This window comes from Lacisediminihabitans profunda (assembly GCF_008040105.1).
Classification (GTDB): domain Bacteria; phylum Actinomycetota; class Actinomycetes; order Actinomycetales; family Microbacteriaceae; genus Lacisediminihabitans; species Lacisediminihabitans profunda.
Window position 1 is genome coordinate 43189 of the sequence record NZ_VRMG01000002.1, and the last position, 23103, is coordinate 66291.

Below are 23103 nucleotides of genomic sequence, written 5' to 3' on the forward strand. Positions count from 1 at the left end.
TTGTCTGTTTTGCCAGGTGGCTGGTGGAAGAGTCAGCGGACGGCGTGGTACCACTCACCAATAAGTCGGATCTCCTCGTCCGCACGGGCGAGATTTCCGGCCTGAAACGGATAGACGTGCTGCATGCCTTCGCCGATCGAGAACGTCACGTCGACACCTGCGTCTGAGGCCAATTGCCTTAGTCGAACTGCGTCGTCGAAGAGTGATTCCGTGTCGGCCGCGCAGATGTAGAGGCGGGGAAATCCGGCGAAGTCCGCATAGAGCGGGTTGACGTCCGGATTCGTGGGTTCCGTCACCCCTTCGATGTAGCGGTCGATGTTTCCCTGCAAGCCCTCGGGCGCGATGAGGAAGTCCGTGTCGTTGTTGCTTTCGAGGGTCGCGCCGTTGTTCTCCATGTTCAGCCACGGCGAGAGGGTGATCACGCGACCCGGAGTCGGGAGGCCCAGGCGCCGTGCGCGCATCGCCATGCTTATCGCCAGGTTGCCACCTGCGCTGTCACCGACTAGCGTGACGTTCTCCGGAAGCACGCCTCGATCGAGAAGCGCCGAATAGACCGCCAGACCGTCTTCGATCTGGGCCGGATACTTGAATTCGGGGGCCCGCCGGAAGTCGACGACGAACGCGACAGCCCCGCACGCCTTGGCGATATGCCCAGCGAGCTTGCGATGTGTCGCGGCAGAGCCGAGTGCGAACCCACCCCCATGCATGACGATGAGCATCTGCGCGGGGTCGCTTCCCGTCGGAGTCACCAGGATCCCGGGGACTCCGCCGATTTCGGTGTTGGCGTACGTGACGTCTTCGGGCTCGGCCGTTGCGCGCTGCCAGTCCTCGAAGACGATACGAAGGAGTCCGATGGACATGTCTGGGTAGCGGGTCATCTCATTGATCCACTCGGCGTACATTTCGCCGAGAAGGTCGGTCGGCTTAGGGGTCGACATGGTGCTCCTTGCGTGCGAGCGCTCGACGCGGCGATGCGTCGGCGCATAACGAAACGGGGGTGTGGCGTGTGCCACGAATTCAGACTGCACGGCAGAAAACTGTGTTCAAAGCGCTGTCTCAAAATGAATCACTCGCGTCTCAACGTGACTCATTCCGACGGTCTGAGCGCTGCAATATTTGGTTTTGCGAGGCAGAACAGCCTCAGCCCGATTCCGTGACTGGGGACAACCAGCCTGGGGTCGGCAGAGCTCCAAGTAGTAGCGAAGCGCACATCCGTAGTTCGTCAGAGCAGATGAAACACAGTCAGAGAAGACACTCATCGCGCTGGCGACTCCGAGCCCCAATCACAAGTTGAGATGCCGTGCTTTATGCCGAACCACACGCTGTCGGGTTCCGACCAGTGATTCGGTGTTCCTTTCAATCACGAGAGAAAGTGTGCAAATTTTGAAGAAGAACTTCGTTGCAGTGCTGGCCGTTGCCGGCGTGCTCGCGCTGAGCGCGTGTTCGTCTGGTGCGCCGGGTGCCGCGGGCGGCACATCGTCCCCAGGTGGCGCGAAAGGCCAGCAGGTTGGCGTTGCAGGCACGCAGAGTCAGATTCAGGACATCTCCAAGTTCTGCGGCACAAAGCCGATCAAAGTCGCCTATGCAGACGGTTTTGGTGGCAACTCCTGGCGCAAGACCACTCGCGCCGTATTCGAGGCGGAGGCGGCCAAGTGCAAGAACATCACCTCAGTCGTCTACACCGATGCCCAGGCGGATACTCAGAAGGCGATTTCCGACATCAACTCCCTGACCGCCCAGGGCGTCAACGTGATCGTCTCGTTCACCGACGGCGGCCCTGCCCTTCTTCCGACGATCAAGAAGGCCACCGCGGCCGGCGTCAAGTTCGTGCCGATCGTCGCATCTCCTGGCGGTAAGCCGGGCGTCGACTACGTGGACTTCGTTTCTGAAAACGTTGACACCTACGGCAAAGGTCTCGCCGACTGGACCATCAAGCAGATGCACGGGAAGGGGAATCTGCTGATGACCGGCGGTCAGGCGGGCAACCCCTACTCTCAGGCGGTGTACGAGGGAGTCAAGAAGGCGGTTGCGGCCAACCCAGGAATCACACTGCTGAACACAAAGATCGGTGACATTCCGGTGGACACCGGGTGGGAGCCCGGCAAGACCAAGCAGGTGGTTGCCGGTCTCATCACCAAGTTCGGCACCATCGACGGAGTCGTAGCCGACTACGGCGGAGGGTCGGTCGGTGGAATCCAGGCCTTCATTGATGCGGGCAAGCCAGTCCCGCCGTGGTCTGCGAACGACTCCAACCAGTTCGCGTGCCTGTGGTACCAGTACAAGAGCACACAACCGAACTACCAGATTGCCACTGAGTCGTCCCGCAACTGGGTCGCGATTGCCGCATTGCACAAGGGACTGGCGGCATACAACGGGATCCTCAACTCGGAGCCTTCGACCTTCAACCTGGGAATCATCGAGGACTCGACGAACCCATCGCAGCAGCCGGTGTGTGAGAAGTCTCTGCCGAATGACGCAATTCTGTCATCCGGACTGACCGTCGCGCAGCAGACGAAACTGTTCTCCACTAAATAGCACACCCGTCCCGGTGCCTCTCTCGAGGCACCGGGACCCCACTTCGATGACGAAGCAACCAGTCGGTTGATCGTCTTGGCAACCCAATTCCGGAGGTACACATTGAATCGACTGGATGGCAAAGTCGCCATCGTCACCGGCGCCGGTCGCGGCATTGGTCGCGCGATTGCCGAAGCTTTTGCTCGAGAAGGCGCCACGGTGATCGCCACGAGCCAATCCGATCACGCGGACTTCTCGGGAAACATCGAGTTTCACAAGCAGGACGTGGCCGAGGAGGCCGGTTGGAAAGACCTCGTCTCGGCCGTACTCGAACGTCACGGTCGGATCGATGTGCTGGTCAACAATGCCGGCATCATCGCGTATGACCCCCTTCACGAGCTCAGTGTTGCGGATTGGGACCGTGTCGTCGCTGTCAATCAGACCGGCGTCTGGCTGGGGATGCGCGAGGTGCTACCCGGGATGCTTGCCGCCGGCGTCGGCTCGATCATCAATGTTTCATCCATCTGGGGCAACGCCGCTGTGAGCGGTGCCCACGCGTATCACGCCACCAAAGGCGCGGTTCGCAACATGTCGAAGAACGCCGCCATCACCTACGCCACCACTGGTGTCCGGGTGAACTCGCTCCACCCAGGCTTCATCGAGACTCCCTTGACGGACGCCCAGGCCCCGGAAGTCAACGACTACGTCGTCAGTATGACTCCCATGGGTCGAGCCGGGCGGCCCGAAGAGATCGCCTGGGGGGCTGTCTTCCTCGCAAGCGATGAGTCCAGCTTCATGACCGGGGCCGAGCTGGTCATCGACGGCGGATACCTCGCCCAGTAGGGACGGAGAAAAATGAAGAACGTAAGCGAGCTCGCTCAGGCCGATGGCCCTGCCGAACAATCCGAGCAGCACAACGGGGAAGTGCTCCTTCGGCTCACGGACATAGTCAAGTCTTTTCCGGGCGTCCGCGCACTGTCGGACGTGACCCTCGAAGTCCGAGCGGGCGAGGTGCATGCGCTCGTGGGCGAGAACGGGGCGGGCAAGTCCACTCTCATGGCGGTGGCTTCCGGCGCACTCGAGCCGGATGCGGGGACCGTCGAAATCGGAGGGACTCTTCTCACCGCAGCCTCTCCGGACGAGGCTCGTTCGCTTGGACTGGGAATCGTGCGTCAGGATCCTGCCCTCCTGCTTGACCTTACTGTCGCCGAGAACATGGCGATTGGCGTCGGCTACACGCGTGCCGGAGGACTGCGTGCCGCACCAGCCTGGGCCCAGTCGAAGCTCGACCCGTGGGAGATGGGAATAAGTGCGCGGGCGAGGGTTTCCGAACTGTCGGTCGAGCAACGGTTCGTGGTTGAGATCGCGAAGGCGTTGGCCTTGAAGCCCCGTGTGCTGCTCCTTGACGAGCCGACCGAGCACCTCAGTATCGAGGAAGTCCAGCGACTGTTCCGTCGTGTACGCGAACTCGTCAAGGACTCAGCCGCGGTCGTCTACATCTCTCATCGCATTCCCGAGGTGCTTCAGATCGCGGACCGGATCACGGTGCTTCGCGATGGCCAGACCCGCGGAACATATTTCGCGAACGAGGTGACTGAGACAGACATCATCGAGCGTGTTGTGGGTCGAGCGCTCGACACGGTCTTTCCCCCTAAGGGGTCAGTTGCGGGCACGGTCCGCGAAGAAGAACGGCTTTCCGTGGCGGGACTGACCGGGCATCAGTTCGCCGACGTTTCGTTTAGCGTTCGTGCCGGCGAGATCGTCGGGCTCGCCGGGGTGCAGGGTAACGGTCAGACCGAATTGATCCGTGCGCTCGCGGGGATCGAGTCGGCGTCCGGATCGATCTCGATCGCGGGTTCCTCGGTCAGGCTGTCCAGCAACACTGCCGCGGCGCGCGCTGGGGTGGTCTACGTACCCTCTGACCGCCACGCCGAGGGGGTTTTCCTGCCCTTGACGGTGGGCGAGAACGTCGTCATGAAGAAGCTCCGCTCGGTTTCGAGGGGTGGAGTGATCAGCGAGAAGAACATCACGAAGATTGCCGACGAACAGATTCACAGCCTGGGCATTAAGACGCCATCATCGCGCACCGCCGTGGGGTCGCTGTCGGGTGGCAACCAGCAGAAGGTCGTTCTCGCGCGAACCATGCTGTCGAACCCGAAGGTGTTGCTTGCGGAAGAACCGACTCAGGGCGTCGATGCGGGTGCGCGGATAGACATCTACAAGATCCTGAGAAGCATCGCGGATTCGGGCGCTGCCGTCGTCCTGCTTTCGTCTGACGGGGTCGAGCTGGAGGGCCTCTGCGACCGTGTCTTGATCATGTCTCGCGGAAGCGTCATTGCAGAGCTTGAAGGAGCTGACGTCACGGAAGCGGAGGTCACCCGGACCGCGCTCACCTCGACCTCTGTTCGAAAGCGCGAGCCGTTCAAGGCGACCACCGCGACTCGACTGCACGGATGGATGCGGGGAGACCAGTCCCCGGCTGCCGTGCTCGGCCTTCTGGTGGCCGCATTGGCCATCGTGATCGGTGTGTCGAACCCGGCGTATTTTTCGGCCTTCAGCCTCAACAATCTTCTGTTCATCGCTGCGCCCTTGATCTTCATCGGAATCGCCCAGCAGGTGGTCGTCATGGGTTCGGGCTTCGACCTGTCGGTGGGACCCCTCATGGGATTCTTGGTGGTTACGGCGTCCTTCTTCATCATCGACGGCGGGAATTTGGTCTTGGGCCTGGCAATTCTTGTCGTGGCGGCTCTCGCGGTGGGGTTCGTCAATGGGTTCCTCGTGACCAGATTCAATTTGAGCCCGGTTGTTGTGACCCTGGCGATGGCTCTGGCGCTTCAGGGCACATTCCTCACATTGCGCAACACCCCCGGCGGCGCTGTTTCGACACAGTTGAGCGCCGTGGTGTTCACCAATGTGGGCTTCGTTCCAGTCGCGACCATCGTCGCCGTCATCATTGCTCTTCTCGTCGAGTTCGCGCTTCGTCGAACTCGCTGGGGTGTTGAATTGCGCGCGGTCGGCTCACGCAAGGACGCTGCAGAGCGTCTCGGAATCAACTCGAAGCGCGCGCACCTGCTGTCCTACATCCTCACCTCACTGCTCGTTGTGCCCGCCAGTGTGCTCCAATTCGCTCAGATCGGCATCGGCGACGGCCGTCCTGGCCTGTCGTTCACCTTGTCGTCCGTGACCGTCGTCGTTCTTGCAGGCGCGAGCATCTTCGGGGGACGGGGCTCCTTCATCGGCGTTCTCGCAGCAGCGCTGCTCGTCGCGCAGGTTCTTGGAGTTCCTGCGTTCCTTGGCCTGTCCGGGGCATGGGGATATTGGCTTCCTGGACTAATCACCATTTGCGCGGCGGTTCTTTACGCGCAGATTCGACGTATCAGGAGGAACTCATGACATCCACGATCGACAAAAAGACCTTGGATGCGCCTCTCAAGCGCGTTCTTGGGGGTGGCTCTGTCGCGATCTGGGTGGCCACCGTTGCCCTGTTTCTCGTGAGCCCCGTCATCGCGCCGGGAAGCCTCGGCGGGCCAGCGGTGCTCGGAATGTTGCCGTTCGCGGCAGTCCTCGCAATCGCGGGCGTCGGGCAGACACTTGTCGTTCAGCAGCGCGGTCTCGATCTGTCCGTGCCGGGCATGATGGCCTTCGGTGCCGCGCTCGTCTCTGGTCTGCCTCAGAACAATGGCTGGCCGTTGGGGCTCGCAATTGTTGCCGCGATAGTGCTCCCAGCCGCCGCTGGACTCGTGAACGGCATTCTTGTCACACGTTTCGGCGTGATGCCCCTGGTCGCAACTCTGGGAATGAACGCCGTACTTCTTGGCACCGTGTTCGGACTTTCGAACGGAACTCCGGCGGGAGCGATGCAGCCGTTGGCGGACTTCGCGACCTCGAAATCGATCGGCGTGCCGAACGCGCTCATCGTCGCAATTCTTGTCGTCGCGCTCATCGGCTTCGTCACTCAGCGATCCATCATCGGCCGTCGTCTCACGGCCGTGGGCGTGAGTGAGAAGGCTGCATCTGTGCTCGGAATCGGCGTCGGGCTCTACCAGATCGTTGCCTACGCGTTTGCGGGCGCGCTCTACGGAGTCGCCGCGATCCTGTACACCGGCTATGTCACCACGCCACCGCTGTTCTTCGGAGACGCCTACCTCCTGCCGACGGTTGCGGCCGTAGTACTCGGCGGGACAGCGCTCACCGGAGGACGAGCTGCGATCGTGGCATCGGGAGTGGCGGCATTGTTCCTCACCCAGCTGGCCCAGCTTTTGCGTGCCGTTGGTCTGCCAGAGGCGATGCAACTCCTGATCCAGGCCGGGGTCCTCATCATCGTGGTGCTGCTCCGCGAGATTGTTCCGAGGATTTCGGCCGCCCTGGCCCGCCGCAGGCTGTCGCCCGCGCCAGCCTGACCGCTCATCAGATCGTCGAACGAGAGGAAGTGAACCGTGAGCCACTACGAGCCGAGTCGATATGCCTTCATCTTGCGGTACACCGTCGCCCGGGAGATGCCGAGGATGTCGGCCGCCTTCATCCGGTTACCGCCGGCCACCACCAACGCCTTGCGAATGGCCTCGAGTTCCACTCTCTCGATGAGGCTGAGGGTTCGCTTGTTCTGCATCGTCGTCGGCAGGTCGCTAGGCACTATCTTCCCTGTACGACCGGAACTGGCGAGCTGGTTGATCACCTGGCGCAACTCCCTGACATTCCCAGGCCAGTCGTACGCTCGGAGCAGGTCAACGGCCTCGGACGACAAGTCCATCCGTGAGGTGGGAGCGATCGCGGCGACCAGGGAAGCCCAGAGCTCCTCGAGGTCCAGTATCCGGTCCCGAAGCGGCGGCAATGTGATCGGTTGTGCGGCAAACCTGAGGATGTGCGGTTCGAGTTCTTCGGGTGCATCCGCCGTCAGCGTCATGAACACCGCACCGGATGTCGTGCGTGAATCGAGAAGCGATCGCGCACCATCCAGTGCGGGCGCATCGAGCGTCTCAATTCCTCGCAGTACGACGTTGTGCCGTGTCTCAAGCGCCTCCGACAATCGTGTCAGCCACTCCCGAGTTCCCAGGATGTGGCGCTGCGCGGCATCGATGAGGGCCGAATTCGGAGCCGTCAACCCTGATTTGAACGGCGTACCGAGCGCGAGCGTCGTCTTCCCGACGCCTGCTTCCCCGACAAGGATCACGAGTTCACGCGAATCACGAAGGCGATCGACCTGGTTCGCGACGGCGAGCCATCCAGGGGAGCGACCGACAACGCGGGGGAGAGCGAACCCTTTCGCAAAGGTTCGCCTGTCGGAATCCGGTCCTGCGGGGGCGACCGAAATGACGCTGTTGTCGCGTCCAATTCGAGTGAGATTCAGATCGGTGAGACCGGACGACAACTCGACCGCGTACCGACCGCTCGGTCGCCCTTCGCCGGCGAGTACTTGCAAGAGGGACTTGTCATGATCGCTCATGACGCTCGCCGTCGAACTCTGAATCATGATGCCCAAGGGGCCGAATGCGACGACCGGGCCCGGCTGCTGGCGGGTGAGGCTCACAAAGGCGCCCAGCATTTCCCGGGCATCGGGGTGTTCGACCGACATGAGGTGCTGTTCGAGTTGGGTCGTCATCGAGCGCACAAGCGGTTTGAGGAGGTCGCTGCGTGGTGTGAGATCGCACGACAGGGTCACCACCGCCATGAGCTTGCCCGTTATGGGGTGCAGCACCGGGGCTCCGGTGCACACCGCGTCCCGATAGAACTCCGCGAAGTGCTCCTCGCCTTTGATTTGCAGGGCTCGGCCGGTCGCTATCACGGTGCCGACGCCGTTCGTCCCGACGACGTTCTCGGCGAGGACGGCGCCTCGTACAGTGCCGACGCGGTCGAAGTGGGACATGGCCTGACGGTCCTGGTACCAGCGCTGAAGGATCTGCCCGCGCGAGTCCGCCAGCAGAAGGCCAAGGCCGGTGCCTTCGAGGTCCTGCGCGAACTTGGTGAGCGGGGCGTGGAACATCTCGAGGAGGTGCTCGTCCAAGAGGCTCTCGGGCACATGCTTCACTTCGACGTTGCCCGGGGCGCCGAGAGCGGCATGCGATCGCTCCCACGACCGAACCAACTCAGTAGTGGGGGTGCCGTGTTCGTCGGTTCCGCCCAGCGCCTGTTCCTTAGTCAGCCGCACTGCATTGCCGTCAGACACTCCGTCGAGGGGTGGGTTCACGCAGCAACTCCTTTGTCGCTTTTGGCACGGGTACGTCAACGCCGGTCGCGATCCGCTGGTGCAGAACGTCTTCAGGTGCCGATGAGTGTTTTGCCGATCAGTGTAGGGCGTTTCAGACACGTCATGGCTACTCGGTCAGCCGGGCCTCCACGGCAACCGCTGCGTAATACCATAATACGGCATTCCCGGGTTCATCCGCCGTCACCATCCGCCATCCGTTCGCGCGTCATCCGCTCAAAGTAAGGAATGCCACATGGCCAGCTCTACCCTCACTACCCCGACCTCCGACTTGGTGGTCGAGATTCACGGCCACATCGTCCCGACCGCGCTTCTGATCGGCGGCGAGTGGCGCTCGACGGAGCGCACCTTCGCCGTGGCGAACCCAGCCACCGGCCAGACGATCGCCGACATGTCAGACGGTTCACCGGTCGAGGCCCGCGAGGCCCTCGACGCAGCCACCGCCGCAGCGGAGAGTTGGCGTGCCTGGCCTCCGCGGGCTCGAGCGGACCTCTTCCACCGCGCGCATCGTTTGCTGGTCGAGCGAGCCGATGCCTTCGCGGATGTCATGGTCAGCGAGAGCGGAAAGCCTCGAGCCGAGGCGGTGGGCGAGTTCGAGTTGTCGGCCGGTTTCTTCCTTTGGTACAGCGAGCAGATCGCACACCTGCATGGCACCTACCAGGAAGGTTCCCGTGGCGGGTATCGAGTCATCGAAACCCACCAGCCCGTTGGCCCCAGCCTGCTGATCACGCCGTGGAACTTTCCGATGCTGATGTCGGCGCGCAAAGCGGGTGCGGCCCTCGCAGCCGGCTGCACGGTAATCATGAAGTCTGCGCGTGAGACTCCACTCACTGCCGCTCTGTTCGCCGACACCCTGAACGAGGCGGGCTTCCCGGCGGGCGTCATCAACCTCATCCACACCAGCACCTCAGCCGATGTCTCTGCGGGCTTGATGGCCGACGATCGGCTGCGCAAGGTGAGCTTCACGGGATCGACCGGCGTGGGCCGGACACTGCTCGCCCAAGCGTCCGCGAACATCATGAATGCCTCGATGGAACTGGGCGGTGACGGCCCCTTCATCGTCCTGGATGATGCTGATCTCGAACTCGCGGTGGATCAGGCGATCATCTGCAAATTCCGAAATGCCGGCCAGGCCTGTGTCGCAGCGAACAGGATAATCCTGCACTCGGCGATCGCCGACCGGTTTGTGGAGGCGTTCGTCGAGAAGACTCGACAGCTCGCAGTCGGTCACGGCTTCGACCCCGCCGTCACAGTGGGGCCCCTGATTTCCGAACGACAGCGGCACAGGGTGGTGGGGCTTGTGGATGCGTTCCAGGCGTCTGGTGCCGAGTTGCTCGCCGGAGGTCATGCCATCGATGGGCAGGGTTTCTTCTACGAGCCAACGGTGCTCAGGTTCAGCGGCCTGAAGCACGAATTCGCCAACGAGGAGCTGTTTGCGCCGGTCGCTGCCCTGTATACGGTCGACACCGTGTCCGAGGCGATCGAATTCGCGAATGACACGCACTACGGCCTGTCGGCGTACTTGTTCACCAAGGACCTCTCGCGAGCCGTTGCGATCGCGGAGAAGCTCGATTTCGGGATGGTGGGGATCAATCGCGGCATCATGGCGGATCCGGCCGCACCATTCGGCGGTATCAAGGCGTCAGGGCTCGGCCGCGAAGGCGGTCACGACGGGATCTACGAGTTCCTTGAGCGCAAGTACCTTGCGCTCACGATCGACGAGACGGTGGTTCTCTGATGGCAAGCATTGAGAACGATCTGGGGCTCGGCCTGCTCCGCCAGCCGAAGACGGTGCTGTTCGGAGCGGGCCAGCGTCGGCAGCTTCCCTACCTCGTCAAGCCACTCGGCTCGCACGTCCTTATCTGCACGGATTCGCGAATGGCGACGACTGCGGAATACGCCGAAATCGCCGCGTCACTGACTGAGAACGGGATTGCGGTGTCCGTCTACTCAGACGTCGAACCGGACCTTCCCCGCAGCAACGTCGTCGACATTCAACGGCGATTCGGATCCGAGCAGGTCGATGTGGTCATCGGCCTGGGCGGAGGAAGCTGCCTTGACATGGCAAAGGTCGCGGGGCTGATGTTGTCGCTCGGCGGTGACATCCGTGACTACTTCGGCGAGAACCTGGTGCCGCGGCCCGGTCTGCCCGTGATCACCATCCCGACGACGGGCGGAACGGGCGCTGAGGTGACCTGCATCGCCGTTGTCTTCGACGACGAGAAGCACATGAAGGTGGGAGTGGCGAGCGCGTACCTCGAGGCGGTCGCGGCGATCATCGACCCCGAACTCACCCTCAGTTGCCCGCCTGGGCTGACCGCAGCGACCGGAGCGGATGCGCTCTCGCATCTCATCGAGTCATTCACCGATCGCGCGAAGAACCCGAGCGCGGACGACATCGACCAGCATCTCTACGTGGGCAAGAACGTGCTCACCGACGTGTACTGCCGCACTGGCATCGAGCTCCTTGGGCGATCGCTGGAGGCGGTGGTTGCTGACCCGTCCGACCTGCAGGCGCGCGCCGACACGATGTTCGCCGCCTACTGTGCAGGCATGGCCATCAACACCGCGGGCACGGCAGCGGCCCATGCCATCCAGTCGCCAATCGGTAATCTGACCCACTCGCCGCACGGCATCGGAGTCGGCGCTCTGCTGCCCTATGTGATGCGGTTCAACCTTCCTGCGCGCGTGGCGGTGTTCGCGGAGATCGGGCGCTTGCTCGGGGTCGCCGATGCCGCACAGCCCGAGCTCGACCAGGCACACGCCGCCATCGAAAGGGTGGAGCAGATTCTTTCGATCCTGGGTGTCCCCGGCGACCTCAAGGAGCTCGGCCTCGAGCCGAAGGACTTCGAGTTCGTGGCCCAACAGGCAATGCTTGCGACCCGGCTCACCTCGAACAACCCCCGGGTGCTCACGGAGAACTCGATCGTGGCGCTGCTGGAGCGCGGATACGCCAACGACCGCTCCTGGTGGGTGATCGAGTGACGAGGACCGTGGCGATCGCGGGCGCCGGGTCAATCGGCGTCGCGTTTGCACTCCTGTTCGCGAGGGCGGGCTTCAACGTCCGTATGTGGGACGCGCTCCCCGGAGCCTTCGATCGCGCGACGCCGGACCTCCTCGATCGTCTGGACCTGCTTGACCGGTTCGACGCCCTCCACGAGCCGACTCACACCATCGCGGCTCGGGTCAGCTATCACGACATCCTGCTCGACGCGCTAGACGGCGCCGAACTGGTTCAGGAGTGCGCTCCGGAGTCGCTCGAGATCAAGCGCGAACTCTTTCAGCAGCTTGGCGCCTACAGCGACTCGAAGACCGTACTCGCGAGTTCATCGTCGGCGATCGTGGCCAGCCAGTTTGCGACGGCAACCCCAGCCCGGGATCGTGTACTCATTGCGCATCCGGGGAACCCGCCATACCTCATCCCCGTGATCGAACTGGTCCCGTCGCCCTTCACGAGTTCAGAGATCGTTGATAGAGCGGAACAGATCTACGTCGAGGCCGGGCTGAGGCCCGTTCGAGTGCGCAAGGAGATCGAGGGCTTCGTATTCAACCGACTGCAGGGCGCTCTGCTTCGTGAGGCCTACGCCCTGGTGAGGGATGGTGTCGCGAGCGTGGCCGACATCGACCTCGTAGTCACTCAGGGGCTCGGTCGACGCTGGAGTGTGATCGGCCCCTTCGAGACGATCGATCTCAACACTCGAGGTGGTGTCGAGTCGCACGCCGCGAAGATGGGGCCTGCGTATGCGCGGATGGGCGCCGAACGTGGTCAGGATGACCCGTGGACGGACGAACTGGTCACTGAAGTTGCCAGACAGCGCCGGGAGCAGCTCCCGCTCGACCACTGGGACGAACGCGTGCGCTGGCGCGACGAGCAACTCCTTCGTCGACAAGTGCTCGACCACGATCCGTCGCCGACTAAGAATGCGTGAGATCCGGAACCCGGCGCCTGTACTCCACGATCGCCAGCTCGCCGGCGAGACGAATGTGTTCCTCGCAGGCCGCGCGGGCGCGGGCCGCATCGCGCTGACGGGCGGCCGCATCGACGATTCGTCTCAACTCCAGCATCGAGGTCGAGACTCGGTCCTCGTCGAGAAACGCGTAGTGACGGAATATTCCGATCCGAGTGTGTACCCGGCTCAGGTCCTCGGCGAGGATCTCGTTGCGCCCGCCCGCGAGCAGGATCCGATAGAAGGTGTCCTTCGAGGATCCACGGCTTCGGAGGTCGCCGTGAAGGTACGTCGATTCCATCTTGTCGAGGAGGTTGATGAGCGCGACGGCATCCGCCTCGCTCGCATTGCGCGCGAAAAGTTCGCCGGCCAGCCCTTCGAGGCTCCCGCGGACCTCGTACAGCGAGGTGATGTCGTGAACCGAGAGCACCGATACGATGGGCCCCCGGTTCGGCAGCACCGTGATCAATCTCTCGGATTCGAGTTGTCGAAGGGCTTCGCGCACAACGGTTCGTGAGACTCCGTAACGCTCACACAGCGCGCTCTCCAAGAGTCGGTCTCCGGGATGCATCACGTCATCGAGGATCTCCTGGCGTAGCGCTCGGACGACCAGATTACGCAGAGGGGCGGCCACGGGAGTGACTCGTCTCGATGCGTCCATAGGGGAACCTTCCGCCAACCGTGAACGATTCTAGCCTCGCGCCTTCGTGTCGTGGTTCAGGGGGCTTTCCCTTTGGAACCAAACCCGGTAGTGTTCGTTGTATGAACATTAGTTCGTCAGACGAACGAAAGAGGGAAGTGTGATTTCCAAAGTTGTACGGTCAATCTCGGAAGCCCTTTCCGACATCGGCGACGGGTCGAAGATCATGATCGGTGGCTTCGGTCTTGCAGGGCAGCCCGGCGAGCTGATCGACGGGCTCATTGAGCAGGGGGCATCTCACCTCACCGTGATCAACAACAACGCGGGAAACGGGACGACCGGACTTGCTGCTCTGCTTCGCAACGGCCAGGTTGACAAAATCGTGTGTTCGTTCCCGAGGCAGGCGGATTCACAGGTGTTCGATGAGTTGTATCGGGCCGGAAAGATCGAACTCGAACTCGTTCCCCAGGGCAATCTTGCGGAGCGTATCCGGGCCGGCGGCGCCGGGATCGGCGCGTTTTACACCCCCACCGGGTTCGGAACGAAACTCGCCGAGGGCAAGGAGACCCGCACCATCAACGGGCGTGAATACGTGCTGGAGTATCCGATGGTTGCCGATTTCGCTCTCATCAGTGCCTTCAAGGCCGACCGGCTGGGAAATCTCCTCTATCGCAAGACGGCCCGCAATTTTGGCCCCATCATGGCGAGTGCCGCGACGACGACAATCGTCCAGGTCGACGATGTCGTTGCACTCGGTGCCCTCGACCCGGAGTCGGTCGTGACCCCCGGAATCTTCGTTGACCGCGTGGTCGCGGTCGGCAGCAGGTTCGACCGAGAGGAGTGGGCAGGTGTTCGCTGAACGACTGACGAGAAACGAGGTCGCTGCGCGGGTCGCGCAAGACATCCCCGATGGCGCCTATGTGAACCTGGGCATCGGTCTCCCGACGCTCGTATCGAATTTCCTTCCCGCGGACAGGGAGGTCATTCTGCACACCGAGAACGGAATGCTAGGCATGGGCCCCGAGGCGCGGCCCGACCAGCTTGACCCCGACTTGATCAACGCGGGCAAGATCCCGGTGACCGCCACCCTCGGCGCGAGCTACTTCCACCACGGCGACTCGTTCGCAATGATGCGTGGCGGGCACCTTGACGTTTGCGTGTTGGGAGCTCTGCAGGTCTCGCAATTCGGCGATCTCGCGAACTGGAGCACGGGAGAGCCGGGAGCAATCCCGGCGGTGGGCGGTGCCATGGATCTCGCTATCGGTGCCAAGAACGTGTACGTGATGATGGATCTCAGCACCAAGCAGGGCCAGTCGAAACTCGTGGATGAGTGCAGCTATCCGCTCACTGGGATGCGTTGCGTGAGCCGGATCTACACCGATGTTGCCGTCTTCGGCCTGAGCGCCGCGGGAGCCACGGTTACACAACTTTTCGGCGATGCGACGGTCGACGCTTTGCGCGACCTCACTGGCCTCGCCCTCATCGATGGGACTTCGGCATGACTGCATCATTCATTTTCGACGGGGTGCGCACTCCGATCGGCCGGTTCGGCAAGGCCCTGGCCGGGGTGCGACCCGACGACCTTGCCGCACATGTGATTCGGGAGTTGGTAGCCCGTCATCCGTCGCTGGACCCAGCGACGATCGACGACGTCATTCTTGGCGATGCGAACGCAGCCGGGGAAGACAATCGTGACGTGGCCCGGATGGCCCTCATCTTGGCTGGGCTTCCGACATCCGTACCGGGTGCAACGGTCAACCGGCTGTGCGGATCAGGGCTCGAGGGGATCATCCAGGCCAGTCGCGCCGTCGAGGTCGGCGACGCCAGGTTGGTGATCGCGGGCGGGGTCGAATCGATGTCTCGCGCGCCGTGGGTCATGCTCAAGCCAGACCGCCCATACCCGGCAGGGAGCGAGACTATGCACTCCACGACGATCGGCTGGCGGATGACGAACCCGAAGATGCCCACTGATTGGAGCATCCCGCTGGGGGAGACGGCAGAGATCCTCGCGGACCGTTATGACATCTCGCGAGAAGCGCAGGACGAGTTTGCTGTTCGCAGCCACCGAAACGCGGCGAAGGCATGGGACGCCGGCCGCTTCGATCAGGAGGTCGTCGCGGTGCCCGGCACCACCCTCTTGCGTGATGAGGGCATCCGCGCCGACTCATCCATGGGATCCCTCGCCGGGCTGACGCCCGCGTTTCGGCAGAATGGCACGGTAACCGCGGGGAACTCGTCACCTCTCAACGACGGGGCCGCAGCCCTGTTCATCGGCGGAGACAACGCTCTGCCCGGCGAGCCACTCGCGCGAATCGTCTCGCGCGGCGTCGCCGGAAACGACCCGAACATCTTCGGCATCGCGCCGGTCGAGGCGGCCAATATCGCTCTGAAGCGCGCCGGCAAGACCTGGGACGACGTGGACCTGGTCGAATTGAACGAAGCCTTCGCAGCGCAGAGCCTCGCGTGCCTGAAACTCTGGCCCGAACTCGACCCGGAGAAGGTGAACATTGACGGCGGTGCAATCGCGATTGGGCATCCCCTCGGCGCCTCCGGCGCCCGCATCTTGCTCCACCTCGCACGCGCACTCGAACTCCGCGGAGGCAGAGTCGGTGTCGCCGCGATCTGTATCGGCGTGGGCCAGGGCCTCGCGGTCGTGCTCGAACGCTAGCGTTACAGGGTGCCAACACCAGAACCGAGTGACCTGTACGTCCAATCGCTCGTGCGCGGGCTGTCGGTCATTCGCGCGTTCGACGCGGACCATGCCAGCATGACGCTGAGTGAGATCGCGGCACAGACTGACCTGACGCGAGCCACCGTGCGCCGATTCCTGCACACGCTCATTGAGATCGGCTACGTCCGCACCGACGGACGCGCTTTCGAGTTGACTCCGCGCGTACTCGAACTCGGGTTCGGATACTTGTCTGCGTTGAGCCTTCCGGAGATCGCGCAGCCGCACCTTGATGCCTTCTCGCGCGAAACAGGCGAGTCGAGCTCGATGTCGGTGCTCGACGGAAACGACATCGTCTACGTCGCCAGGGCGGCGGTCCGTCGAATCATGAGCGTATCCATCTCAGTCGGGACGCGCTTCACGGCTTACACGACATCGATGGGGCGCGTCCTCCTGGCCGCGACCGACGTCGCCCTACCGGAGACGCTCGAGCGCCCGACACCCCGCGCGATTTCACGTGCCACCGATCTACGCGCTGAACTCGCCCGGGTGCGCGCGCAGGGCTACTCACTGGTCGATCAAGAACTCGAGATCGGCTTGATCTCCCTTGCGGTTCCCGTGAAGAACGAGGCGGGCGCGACGATTGCGGCCATCAACGTGTCGGTCGCTGCAGGCGCCCACTCGCTCGAAGAACTCACCAGCGATCTGCTGTCTCGGCTGCGGGCAACGGCCTCCGAAATCGAGCGCGCATCTCGATAGCTCGCGTGGGCGGGTAGGGCGCGCGTCGGCTTCATCGACCGTGCCCATGAAGACATTCTTCTCTCCGGCCTCTCGGTGATGCCGGCAACGTCCATCCCGGGAATTTCGGTCCGGTTCTCGGCACCGGCGGCTTCGCGGCTGAGGGTCGCGTGGTGAGCAGTTGTTGGTTGGTCGAGGACCAGGCATTCGAGCACTTGAGCGAGGATGAGCACTGCCAGAATGCCCAGCGCTGTGGGAACAATGCGGGTATGGACACCCGTAGGCCACTGTTTGAATTCTAAAAAGCATTCTGACCAGGGTGGGCCCCGTCGGGCTCGAACCGACGACCCACGGATTAAAAGTCCGATGCTCTACCAACTGAGCTAGAGGCCCCTACGGTTAAATCTAGCGTGGATTCCACCGCCTGCGGTCCTGGCCCGATGGCAGAGCACCGGTGTTGCTGATGACGGGCCGTCAGGTGCGGCGGCCGGACATGCTGCGAACGATCCAGACGATTACGGCGATGACGGCGAGCACGATCCCCACCCAGAGAAGAAACTGGAGGGAACTGACCAGACCGCCCGTGATGGCGAGTGCGACGGCGATGACGATGACAACAATGAGCAGAATATTCATGATGAGATGCCTCCTCGTGCCGGTGAAGCCCGGCTCCTGATTTTACCTCTCATACCGCGCCGGCGGCGGAGAATTGTGCCGCAGTGACCAGTCGCCGGGGAGGGCCAGTCTGGCTGGTGCCGGCGGCCGCCCGCTGGCCTAGGCTTGAACGGATGACCGACGAGTTCCACAAGCCCACCCAGTTCTCGGGATCCAAGTTCGAGAGCTTCCAGGGCGGGGAAGACCCCGCCCAGATCAGCCGCGTCGCGCACGAGACCGCCCACGCGCTGCTCAACAGGGTGCGCGAAAGCCCGGAGACCGACATCGTGGACCGCCTTGTGGCGTTCACCGACGAGCACGGCATCGATGCGGTCGCCGAACTCTGGTCTCGCGCGAATCCGCGCAGTCTGCCCGGGGCGCTCTGGCGCATCTACCTCATGCGCGCGATGGTGCGGCAGGATGCAGAGGGCACGAGCTACCTGTACCAGCGCGGCACCGAGCTCGCCACGACGATCGACCCCGTGGTGGCCGGAGCGACCGCGCCGACCGGACCCGCCGAGATCACCGCGCTCGCCGACCAGATTCTGCGCGGCCTCTTCCAGGGCGACTTCGCGGTGGCGCTCGACCGGGCGGCGGCGTTCTGCCGGCTCTCCTCGCTCGGCTGCACGAGCGTTGCGGATGACGTCGAACCGACCGCGCCCGACCGCGCGTCCGAGCTGACGACGCGGGCGCTGCGCCTCTCCCAGACGGCGACGGAGTTCGTCTCCTGCGCTCGGCTCTGGCGCGCCGGCACCCTCGACTGATACGGAACTGGTGGGTCGAGCCGCAAGCCTTGGTAGACTGGTCAACGGCTCGCAAGGGCCACGGCCGGGCCGCAGTAACCCCGGGCTCCAATATTCGCCGCTCCGAGCGGCCTCGCGCCGAGAGGCGTTCTGCGGCCCGGCCTCCTCTTTGCCCCAGCGGAGAATCCTGTGATTGTGCGCTCCCGACCAAACCGGTTGGCGCAGGGCTTCGAACTGACTGTGTGACCAGCCGGAGCGGCATCGAACGGGGATCCACGAGATCCTCGGGGCTGACGCGTGGTCGCGTCCAGCTGAATGGGGAAGCCACGACCCCGGAGGCAATAGTCGGGCTGGCCAGATCGGTGCACGCCGTGGCAGAAGTTGTTTGAGATGCTTGAACTTGTGCCCCGAGAGACCAACCACGACCCGGACCAGGAGTCCGTGGAGGAACCAGTCTCGAAAGAGAGCCTCCTGGCTCGAATCGCCGGCGGCGACCAGGACGCGTTCAGCGCCCTGTACGACGAGATCTCGCCGAGAGTCTTCGGCCTGATTCGGCGGTTGCTCGTGGACTACTCCCAGTCCGAGGAGGTCGCCCAGGAGGTGTTCCTCGAGATCTGGCAGTCGGCCTCCCGCTATGAACCGAGCAAGGGCGGCGCCGCCACGTGGATTCTCACGATGGCGCATCGACGTGCCGTCGACCGCATCCGGGCGTCGCAGTCCAGCAGGGACCGCGACGTGAAGATCGGCGTCAGGGATTACGTGGCGGAGTACGACAATGTATCCGAAACGGTCGAAGTGTCCATCGAACACGAGAGGGTGAAGGAGGCGATGACGCAATTGACAGAACTGCAGCGCCAGGCCGTCACCCTCGCGTACTACGGCGGCTACAGCCACAGCGAAGTGGCGAAACTGCTGAGCGTGCCGATCGGCACGGTCAAGACTCGATTGCGCGACGGGATGATCCGCCTTCGGGATGAACTGGGGGTGGCGTCGTGAGCGATCGCAACGAACTGCACCTGCTTGCCGGCGCCTACGCGCTCGGCGCCCTCGACGACACCGATCGCGCGCGCTTCGAGGAGTACCTGCTGACCTCGGAGGAGGCGAGGACCGAAGTGGCCTCGCTCTCTGACACCGCGGTGATCCTCGGGCTGGCCTCCACCCCGGAGGCCCCGCCCGCCGGCCTCAAGGGCCGCCTCATGGCGCAGATCGCGGTGACCCCGCAGCTCGCGCCTCCTGGCGGCACCGACGCGCCTGTTCCGACTGCGGTCCCCGGTGCCGACACCACCGCGGCGCCCCTCGACAACGCCGAACCCAGTGCGGATGCCGCCCGCGCCATCCGCAAGTCCAGCGAGTCTCCGGCCCAGGCTAAGGCAACCGCGCGCTGGTACACCCGGCCCGCGACAGTGCTCCTCGCTGCGGCCGCGGCGGTGGCGCTGTTCGTGGGGGGAAACCTTCTGGGGCTGGCCAACGCCAACGACGGGCAGCAGCTGGCGACGAAATTCGCCGAGTTGACCTCGGCGAGCGACGTGCAGCGCTCCGTCTCACCCGTTGCGGGCGGAGGCACGGCCACGCTCTTCTGGTCGCTGGACCTCGAGCGATCCGCCGTGGTCATCGACAAGCTTCCCGCCCTCCCGGCGGGCAAGACCTACCAGCTGTGGTACATCGACACGGCGGGTGCGAAGCCGGCCGGTACCTTCGACGCGGCCCGCTCGGGAAGCACCGTGCGGGTGCTCGACGGCGCGATCGTGAGCGGCGACACCGTCGGTATCACTGTCGAACCGAGCGGCGGCTCGAAGAAACCCACGACGAAGCCGATCGTCGCGATCCCGAGCGCGTAGCGCAGTCCCGCGGTTCTGGCCCGAGGCGCGCTTCTCCGGAGGTTTCGGGTCGTGGGGTGCCGGCACGTGATGTGTTGCCCGTATCCGCGGGCTTCTCGGCTGCGTCTGGCGCGCAACCTCCGGAGAACGCGGGTTGAGGGGTCCGCCGGGGGCGAGCTGCCGCGGCGGGCCCGAGGAGCCCCGGCGCGCGCTTCTCCGGAGGTTTCGGGTCGTGGGGTGCCGGCACGTGATGTGTTGCCCGTATCCGCGGGCTTCTCGGCCGCGTCTGGCGCGCAACCTCCGGAGAAACGCGGGTTGCGGGGTGAGAAGGGGCGACTATCCGAACTTGCCGGAGACGTAGTCCTCGGTGGCCTGCACGCTCGGCTTCGAGAACATCGTGTTGGTGTCGTTGTACTCGATGAGCCGGCCCGGCTTGCCGGTGCCGGCGATGTTGAAGAACGCGGTGCGGTCGGAGACCCGGCTCGCCTGCTGCATGTTGTGGGTCACGATCACGATCGTGTACTCGAGCTTGAGCTCCTCGATGAGGTCCTCGATCGCCAGGGTCGAGATGGGGTCGAGCGCCGAGCACGGCTCGTCCATGAGCACGACGTCCGGCTGCACCGCGATCGCCCGCGCGATGCAGAGGCGCTGCTGCTGCCCGCCGGAAAGACCGGAACCCGGAAGGGCGAGGCGGTCCTTCACCTCGTTCCACAGGTTGGCGCTCTGCAGCGACTTCTCGACCAGGGCATCCGCATCGGTCTTGGAGATCTTGCGGTTGTTGAGCTTCACCCCGGCGAGCACGTTGTCGCGAATGGACATGGTGGGGAACGGGTTGGGGCGCTGAAAGACCATGCCCACCTGGCGGCGCACGAGCACGGGGTCGACGCCCGGTCCGTAGAGGTTGTTGCCGTCGATGAGCACCTCGCCCTCGACACGGGCCCCGGGGATCACCTCGTGCATGCGGTTGAGCGTGCGCAGGAAGGTGGACTTACCGCAGCCGCTCGGGCCGATGAAGGCGGTGACGGTACGGGGTTCGATCGTCAACGTGACGTCTTCCACGGCCTTGAACTTGCCGTAGTAGACGTTGAGATCGTTCACTTCAATGCGCTTGGACACGGGTTTCCTTCTATTGTGCGGCGCTCAGCGGCCGAGCTTGGGGGCGAAGATTCGGGCGATGAGGCGGGCGACGAGGTTCAGGGCCATGACGATGAGGATGAGGGTGAGCGCCCCGGCCCACGCCCGGTTGACGAAGTCCGACTGGTGGGCGCCCTGGTTGGAGTATTGCGTGTAGACGAGCACTGGGAGGGTCATCATCCGGTCGTGGACAAGATCGTAATTAACGCTATCGGTAAGGCCGGCGATGATGAGCAGCGGGGCGGTCTCGCCGATCACGCGGGCGATGGAGAGCATGACCCCGGTGGTGATTCCCGCGATCGAGGTGGGGATCACGATCTTGACGACGGTGAGCCACTTGGGCACGCCGAGCGCGTACGACGCCTCGCGGAGTTCGTTCGGCACGAGCTTGAGCATCTCCTCGGAGGAGCGCACCACCACGGGGATCATCAGCACCGCGAGGGCGATGGAGCCGCCCAAACCCGACCGGTAACCGACATTGCCGGTCACCAGAACGAAGAAGGCGTAGGCGAACAGGCCGGCGACGATCGACGGGATGCCGGTCATCACATCCACCATGAAGGTGATCACGCGGGCGAGGGTGCCGCGGCCGTACTCGACGAGGTAGATCGAGGTGAGCAGGCCGATCGGCACGGAGATGAGCGCGGCGACCGCCGTGATCTCGAGGGTGCCGACGATCGCGTGCACGGCCCCGCCCTCTGCCCCGAGCACGTTGCGCATCGACTGGCTGAAGAACGACGGCTGGATCATGCGGCCGAGTCCGTTGAGCAGCACGGTGTAGATGAGCGACACGAGCGGCAGCAGCGCGATGATGAACGCCGTCGTGACCAGCGAGGTCGCCAGGCGGTCCCTCGCCTGACGCACGCCCTCCACGAGGTAGGAGATCACGAAGACGAGGATGTCGAAGAGCACCGTGCCGAGGAACAGGGCGCCCACGAGGTTGTACTGCTTCGTGCCGCCAGCCATCTGCACGAGGCCGAAGACGAGGCCGAGGAGCAGCCAGCTGCCGCCGAGCACCATCCAGATGGTGCCCTTGGGCAGGCGACCGGTGGTGAGCGCGTTGGGCATGGGGCCGGCGGCGGTGGATACGGCCATTAGTTCGCTCCCGAGAATGCCTTGCGCCGATTGACCGCGATGCGGGCGATCGCGTTCACGATGAAGGTGATGACGAACAGCACGAGTCCGGAGGCGATGAGGGTGTTGATGCCGACGCCCGAGGCCTCGGGAAACTGCAGGGCGATGTTCGCCGCAATGGTGTTGGGGTTCTGCGCGGTGAGCAGGAAGAAGTTGATCACGATCGCCGGCGAGAGCACCATGGCCACCGCGAGAGTCTCGCCGAGGGCTCGGCCGAGGCCCAGCATCGAGGCCGAGATGATGCCGGGGCGGGCGAAGGGCAGCACGGCCACGCGGATCATCTCCCACCGGGTGGCTCCGAGTGCGAGGGCGGCCTCCTCGTGCAGCACAGGGGTCTGCAGGAAGATCTCGCGGCAGACGGCGGTCATGATCGGCAGCACCATGACGGCGAGCACGATGGCCACGGTGAGCACGGTCTTTCCCGTGCCGGAGACCACGCCACCGAAGAGCGGGATCCAGCCGAGGTTCTCGTTGAGCCAGACGAAGAAGGGCTGGATGCCCTTGGCCAGCACGAGCACGCCCCAGAGGCCGAATACCACGGACGGCACCGCGGCGAGGAGGTCGATGACGTAGCCGAGGCCCTGCGAGAGCTTCCTCGGGGCGTAGTGCGAGATGAAGAGGGCGACACCGATGGAGATCGGAATGGCGATGACCAGGGCGATCGCCGCGGCCCAGACGGTGCCGAAGACGAGGGGCCAGACGTAGACCCAGAAGTTGGGGGCCGCATTCGGCAGTGTGCCCGCCTTGGCGGTGATCGCCGGGATGCTCTGAACGATGAGGAAGATCGCGACGGCGGCGAGGAGAACGAGGATGAGGGATCCGGCGAAGACCGTGCTGCTCGAAAACACTCGATCCCCAAGGCGAACCCTGGCCTTGATCGCTCCAGTTGTTGGGGTGGCCATTCCTAGCTTC

General features: G+C 63.9%; 21 protein-coding genes and 1 tRNA gene. 14 read left to right on the forward strand and 8 right to left on the reverse strand.

From position 1 onward, the window contains the following. Positions 1–32 precede the first annotated feature (32 nt). A complete protein-coding gene (locus FVP33_RS00795) occupies positions 33–938 on the reverse strand; it encodes an alpha/beta hydrolase (RefSeq protein ID WP_147781742.1) in 906 nt (301 codons plus the stop codon). Positions 939–1383: 445 nt separating this feature from the next. Here FVP33_RS00795 and FVP33_RS00800 point away from each other — a divergent pair, with 445 nt between their 5' ends. From FVP33_RS00800 to FVP33_RS00815, 4 genes are all read left to right on the forward strand, one after another. Then, the gene (locus FVP33_RS00800) at positions 1384–2535 is read left to right on the forward strand and encodes a substrate-binding domain-containing protein (protein WP_187270521.1); all 1152 of its coding nucleotides are present in this window, start codon (positions 1384–1386) and stop codon (positions 2533–2535) included. 102 nt (positions 2536–2637) lie between these two features. After that, positions 2638–3357: an SDR family NAD(P)-dependent oxidoreductase gene (locus FVP33_RS00805; RefSeq protein WP_147781744.1), complete on the forward strand. Its 720-nt coding sequence runs from the start codon at positions 2638–2640 to the stop codon at positions 3355–3357. A 12-nt stretch (positions 3358–3369) separates the two neighbouring features. Next, positions 3370–5907 (forward strand): ATP-binding cassette domain-containing protein, encoded by a 2538-nt coding sequence (locus FVP33_RS00810; RefSeq protein ID WP_147781745.1) that lies wholly within the window; start codon positions 3370–3372, stop codon positions 5905–5907. After that, on the forward strand, positions 5904–6914 hold the full coding sequence (locus FVP33_RS00815; protein WP_187270522.1) for an ABC transporter permease: 1011 nt from the start codon (positions 5904–5906) through the stop codon (positions 6912–6914). The genes FVP33_RS00810 and FVP33_RS00815 overlap by 4 nt, the downstream gene beginning before the upstream one ends. Positions 6915–6958: 44 nt before the next feature. Here the strand turns inward: FVP33_RS00815 and FVP33_RS00820 are convergent, their stop codons facing one another. Next, positions 6959–8698, reverse strand: a complete 1740-nt coding sequence (locus FVP33_RS00820) for an AAA-type ATPase lid domain-containing protein (protein WP_147781747.1) — start codon at positions 8696–8698, stop codon at positions 6959–6961. Between the two features lie 292 nt (positions 8699–8990). Here FVP33_RS00820 and FVP33_RS00825 point away from each other — a divergent pair, with 292 nt between their 5' ends. The 3 genes from FVP33_RS00825 to FVP33_RS00835 are packed head-to-tail and all read left to right on the forward strand — an operon-like array spanning position 8991 to position 12645. Beyond that, positions 8991–10454, forward strand: a complete 1464-nt coding sequence (locus FVP33_RS00825) for an NAD-dependent succinate-semialdehyde dehydrogenase (protein ID WP_246142108.1) — start codon at positions 8991–8993, stop codon at positions 10452–10454. Continuing rightward, on the forward strand, positions 10454–11701 hold the full coding sequence (locus FVP33_RS00830; protein WP_147781749.1) for an iron-containing alcohol dehydrogenase: 1248 nt from the start codon (positions 10454–10456) through the stop codon (positions 11699–11701). The genes FVP33_RS00825 and FVP33_RS00830 overlap by 1 nt, the downstream gene beginning before the upstream one ends. Then, a complete protein-coding gene (locus FVP33_RS00835) occupies positions 11698–12645 on the forward strand; it encodes a 3-hydroxyacyl-CoA dehydrogenase (protein WP_222706585.1) in 948 nt (315 codons plus the stop codon). The genes FVP33_RS00830 and FVP33_RS00835 overlap by 4 nt, the downstream gene beginning before the upstream one ends. Here the strand turns inward: FVP33_RS00835 and FVP33_RS00840 are convergent. Next, positions 12632–13324: a GntR family transcriptional regulator gene (locus FVP33_RS00840; RefSeq protein ID WP_147781751.1), complete on the reverse strand. Its 693-nt coding sequence runs from the start codon at positions 13322–13324 to the stop codon at positions 12632–12634. The genes FVP33_RS00835 and FVP33_RS00840 overlap by 14 nt on opposite strands. 139 nt (positions 13325–13463) lie before the next feature. On the opposite strand from FVP33_RS00840, the gene FVP33_RS00845 reads away from it, so the two are divergent. The 4 genes from FVP33_RS00845 to FVP33_RS00860 are packed head-to-tail and all read left to right on the forward strand — an operon-like array spanning position 13464 to position 16730. After that, complete coding sequence (locus FVP33_RS00845) at positions 13464–14162, forward strand: 3-oxoacid CoA-transferase subunit A (protein WP_147781752.1); 699 nt, start codon at positions 13464–13466, stop codon at positions 14160–14162. Then, positions 14152–14805 carry a 3-oxoacid CoA-transferase subunit B gene (locus FVP33_RS00850; protein ID WP_147781753.1) on the forward strand — a complete coding sequence of 218 codons (654 nt, stop codon included), beginning with the start codon at positions 14152–14154 and terminating at the stop codon, positions 14803–14805. Before FVP33_RS00845 ends, FVP33_RS00850 begins: the two co-directional genes overlap by 11 nt. Next, positions 14802–15971, forward strand: a complete 1170-nt coding sequence (locus FVP33_RS00855) for a thiolase family protein (RefSeq protein ID WP_147781754.1) — start codon at positions 14802–14804, stop codon at positions 15969–15971. Before FVP33_RS00850 ends, FVP33_RS00855 begins: the two co-directional genes overlap by 4 nt. Before the next feature lie 9 nt (positions 15972–15980). Next, positions 15981–16730 (forward strand): IclR family transcriptional regulator domain-containing protein, encoded by a 750-nt coding sequence (locus tag FVP33_RS00860; RefSeq protein WP_147781755.1) that lies wholly within the window; start codon positions 15981–15983, stop codon positions 16728–16730. Between the two features lie 299 nt (positions 16731–17029). On the opposite strand, the gene FVP33_RS00865 is transcribed toward FVP33_RS00860, so the two are convergent. Together FVP33_RS00865 and FVP33_RS00870 are read right to left on the reverse strand one after the other, a co-directional pair. Further along, positions 17030–17102, reverse strand: a tRNA-Lys gene (locus FVP33_RS00865). An 81-nt stretch (positions 17103–17183) separates the two neighbouring features. Then, complete coding sequence (locus FVP33_RS00870) at positions 17184–17345, reverse strand: DUF2207 domain-containing protein (protein WP_147781756.1); 162 nt, start codon at positions 17343–17345, stop codon at positions 17184–17186. Positions 17346–17497: 152 nt separating this feature from the next. On the opposite strand from FVP33_RS00870, the gene FVP33_RS00875 reads away from it, so the two are divergent. The 3 genes from FVP33_RS00875 (at position 17498) to FVP33_RS00885 (ending at position 19944) form a co-directional block, all read left to right on the forward strand. Then, positions 17498–18127 (forward strand): DNA-directed RNA polymerase subunit beta, encoded by a 630-nt coding sequence (locus FVP33_RS00875; RefSeq protein ID WP_147781757.1) that lies wholly within the window; start codon positions 17498–17500, stop codon positions 18125–18127. Positions 18128–18496: 369 nt separating this feature from the next. Further along, complete coding sequence (locus tag FVP33_RS00880; protein WP_147781758.1) at positions 18497–19102, forward strand: sigma-70 family RNA polymerase sigma factor; 606 nt, start codon at positions 18497–18499, stop codon at positions 19100–19102. Continuing rightward, complete coding sequence (locus tag FVP33_RS00885; RefSeq protein WP_147781759.1) at positions 19099–19944, forward strand: anti-sigma factor; 846 nt, start codon at positions 19099–19101, stop codon at positions 19942–19944. The genes FVP33_RS00880 and FVP33_RS00885 overlap by 4 nt, the downstream gene beginning before the upstream one ends. A 315-nt stretch (positions 19945–20259) precedes the next feature. Here FVP33_RS00885 and pstB read toward each other — a convergent pair whose 3' ends face one another. From pstB to pstC, 3 genes are read right to left on the reverse strand one after another with little or no spacing between them, the layout of a single operon-like run. Then, positions 20260–21039 (reverse strand): phosphate ABC transporter ATP-binding protein PstB, encoded by a 780-nt coding sequence (gene pstB / locus FVP33_RS00890; protein ID WP_147781760.1) that lies wholly within the window; start codon positions 21037–21039, stop codon positions 20260–20262. 24 nt (positions 21040–21063) lie between these two features. Further along, complete coding sequence (gene pstA / locus FVP33_RS00895) at positions 21064–22152, reverse strand: phosphate ABC transporter permease PstA (RefSeq protein WP_147781761.1); 1089 nt, start codon at positions 22150–22152, stop codon at positions 21064–21066. Then, entirely contained in the window at positions 22152–23093 is a 942-nt protein-coding gene (pstC, locus tag FVP33_RS00900) for a phosphate ABC transporter permease subunit PstC (RefSeq protein ID WP_147781762.1), read from the reverse strand. Before pstC ends, pstA begins: the two co-directional genes overlap by 1 nt. Positions 23094–23103: the final 10 nt, after the last annotated feature.

Coding starts and splice junctions, on each gene's coding strand:
- pstA (WP_147781761.1), bottom strand. CDS start 22,152: ATGGCCGTATCCACCGCCGCCGGCCCCATGCCCAACGCGCTCACCACC.
- FVP33_RS00830 (WP_147781749.1), top strand. CDS start 10,454: ATGGCAAGCATTGAGAACGATCTGGGGCTCGGCCTGCTCCGCCAGCCG.
- FVP33_RS00880 (WP_147781758.1), top strand. CDS start 18,497: ATGCTTGAACTTGTGCCCCGAGAGACCAACCACGACCCGGACCAGGAG.
- FVP33_RS00810 (WP_147781745.1), top strand. CDS start 3,370: ATGAAGAACGTAAGCGAGCTCGCTCAGGCCGATGGCCCTGCCGAACAA.
- pstC (WP_147781762.1), bottom strand. CDS start 23,093: ATGGCCACCCCAACAACTGGAGCGATCAAGGCCAGGGTTCGCCTTGGG.
- FVP33_RS00875 (WP_147781757.1), top strand. CDS start 17,498: ATGACCGACGAGTTCCACAAGCCCACCCAGTTCTCGGGATCCAAGTTC.
- FVP33_RS00840 (WP_147781751.1), bottom strand. CDS start 13,324: ATGGACGCATCGAGACGAGTCACTCCCGTGGCCGCCCCTCTGCGTAAT.
- FVP33_RS00795 (WP_147781742.1), bottom strand. CDS start 938: ATGTCGACCCCTAAGCCGACCGACCTTCTCGGCGAAATGTACGCCGAG.
- FVP33_RS00870 (WP_147781756.1), bottom strand. CDS start 17,345: ATGAATATTCTGCTCATTGTTGTCATCGTCATCGCCGTCGCACTCGCC.
- FVP33_RS00815 (WP_187270522.1), top strand. CDS start 5,904: ATGACATCCACGATCGACAAAAAGACCTTGGATGCGCCTCTCAAGCGC.
- FVP33_RS00855 (WP_147781754.1), top strand. CDS start 14,802: ATGACTGCATCATTCATTTTCGACGGGGTGCGCACTCCGATCGGCCGG.